Source organism: Streptomyces sp. NPDC003379 (genome assembly GCF_053589195.1).
Genome location: NZ_JBSFRK010000126.1, coordinates 1 through 2,200 on the forward strand (window position 1 = coordinate 1; position 2,200 = coordinate 2,200).

At 73.0% G+C, this 2,200-nt stretch carries 1 protein-coding gene; it reads right to left on the reverse strand.

Annotated elements, in window-relative coordinates:
• Positions 1-2,200: non-ribosomal peptide synthetase (locus tag ACWDVB_RS40235; protein ID WP_451520019.1), on the reverse strand; the 2,200-nt coding region annotated here is incomplete at both ends.

Consider the following 2,200-nt stretch of genomic DNA (forward strand, 5'->3'; position numbering starts at 1 on the left):
CCCCCCTCACCCTCACGCACCAACCGCGCCAAACCCGCCACCGTCGGCGCACCGAACAACTCCCCGATCCCCACCTCCACATCAAGCACCGCACGGACCCGGGAGATCAGCCGCATCGCCAGCAGCGAGTCACCGCCCAGATCGAAGAAGCCGTCCTCGGCCCCGACCCACTCAAGACCGAGCACCTCGGCGAAGAGGCCGCAGAGGATCTCCTCGGTCTGCGTACGCGGCTCGCGCCCGGACGTCCGGGCGGTGAAGTCGGGTGCGGGCAGCGCGGCACGGTCCAGCTTTCCGTTCACCGTCAGCGGCAGCACGTCCAGGACCACGACGGCCGACGGGACCATGAACTCCGGCAGCCGAGCACCGGCGAACTCCCGCAGCGCGGCCACGTCGAAGCCCTCAGCCGGCGTATCGGACATGGCAGGTACGACATAGGCGACCAAGCGCTTGTCGCCGGGCCGGTCCTCCCGCGCGATCACCGCCACCTGGCCCACCGACTCGTGCCCGGCGACCACGGCCTCGACCTCGCCCGGCTCCACCCGGAACCCGCGGATCTTCACCTGTTCGTCCGCACGCCCCGCGAACCCCAGCTCACCGTCGCTGGTCCACCGGGCCAGGTCACCCGTCCGGTACATCCGTCCGCCGTCACCGAACGGGCAGGCCACGAACCGCTCCGCCGTCGGCCCCGGCCGCCCGACATAGCCGCGCGCCACGCCCGGCCCCGCGACGTACGCCTCGCCCGCCACTCCCGGTGGCACCGGGCGCAGGAACTCGTCCAGGACGTAGGTCTTGACATTTCCCAGCGGGCGGCCGATGGGCGGGGGCCCGTCGCTCGGCGTGATCCCGGCGTCCACCGGTCCGACGGTGGCCATCACGGTCGCCTCGGTCGGGCCGTACGTGTTCCACACCCGGGCCTGGGACGTCCAGCGGCTCGCCAGGTCCGCGGTGAGCAACTCCGCGCCGAGGACCCAGTTCCGCACGTCGGGTACGGTCGCCGGGTCCAGCACGCCGAGGAGTGAGGGCACCACGCTGGCCGTGCTCACGCCGGTGTCGCCGATCATGCGTGCCAGTGCTCGGGGTTCGGCGCGCTCGTCGGCCGAGGCGATGGCCAGCGTTCCGCCGCCGGCCAGCGTGACCGCCACGTCCAGCACCGCCGCGTCGAAGCTGAACGACGCGAACTGCAGGACCACTGTCCCTTCGGCCACGCCCAGGGCGGGACGCATCACCTCGGCCAGGTTCGCCACCCCGCGGTGGGCCACCGCGACGCCCTTCGGGTTGCCCGTCGACCCTGAGGTGTAGATGACGTAGGCGAGTTGGTCCGGCCGGGTGGCCACGCCCAGCGGTGCCGTGGACTGCGTGGCCAGCGCGGCCACGGTCTCCGGCGCGTCGAGCAGCACCAGCCGAGCGGCCCCGGCCTCGTCCGCCGCCCCCGAGGGCATCTCTGGCCTTGTCGCCGTGGTGGCGAGGACCACGTCGGCGCGGCTGTCGGCGACCATGAACGCGAGCCGGTCGGCGGGGTACTCCGGGTCCAGCGGCACGAACGCCCCGCCCGCCTTCCACACGGCGAGCTCGCCCACGACCATGCCGGTCCCACGCGGCAGGCACAGGGCCACCCGGCGCTCACGGCCGACACCGAGGGCGACCAGATGGCGGGCGAGCCGGTTCGCGCGCTCCTCCAACTCGCCGTAGGTCAGCATTTCGTGGCCGCAGCGCACCGCCGGCGCTTCCGGCGTACGGCCCGCCCGCTCCTCGATCAGCTCGGGCAACAGCGCTTCCCGGTCGGCCGTCGCCGTGTCGTTCCAGCGCTCCACAACGCGCGAGCGTTCGGCCGCCGTCAGGACGTCCACATCACTGAGCCGGATGCCCGGGTCGGCGGCGACCTGTTCAAGGACGCGTACCAGGCGCCGCGCCAGCGCCTGGACCGTGTCGTCGTCGAACAGGTCCGTCGCGTACAGGATTTGGCCGTCCAGCCCTGCGGGGGCGCCGCTCTGGTCACGCCGCTCGGTCAGCGTCACCGCCAGGTCGAACCGGGCGGCGGGCGCGAGCATCGGCACCGGCCGCACCTCCATGCCCCGCAGCCGCCACTCCGGCTCCGGCACGTTGTCCAGGGCCAGCATCACTTGGAAGAGGGGTGTGCGGGACAGCGACCGGGACGGGTTCAGCTCCTCGACCAGGCGCTCGAAGGGCACGTCCTGATGCG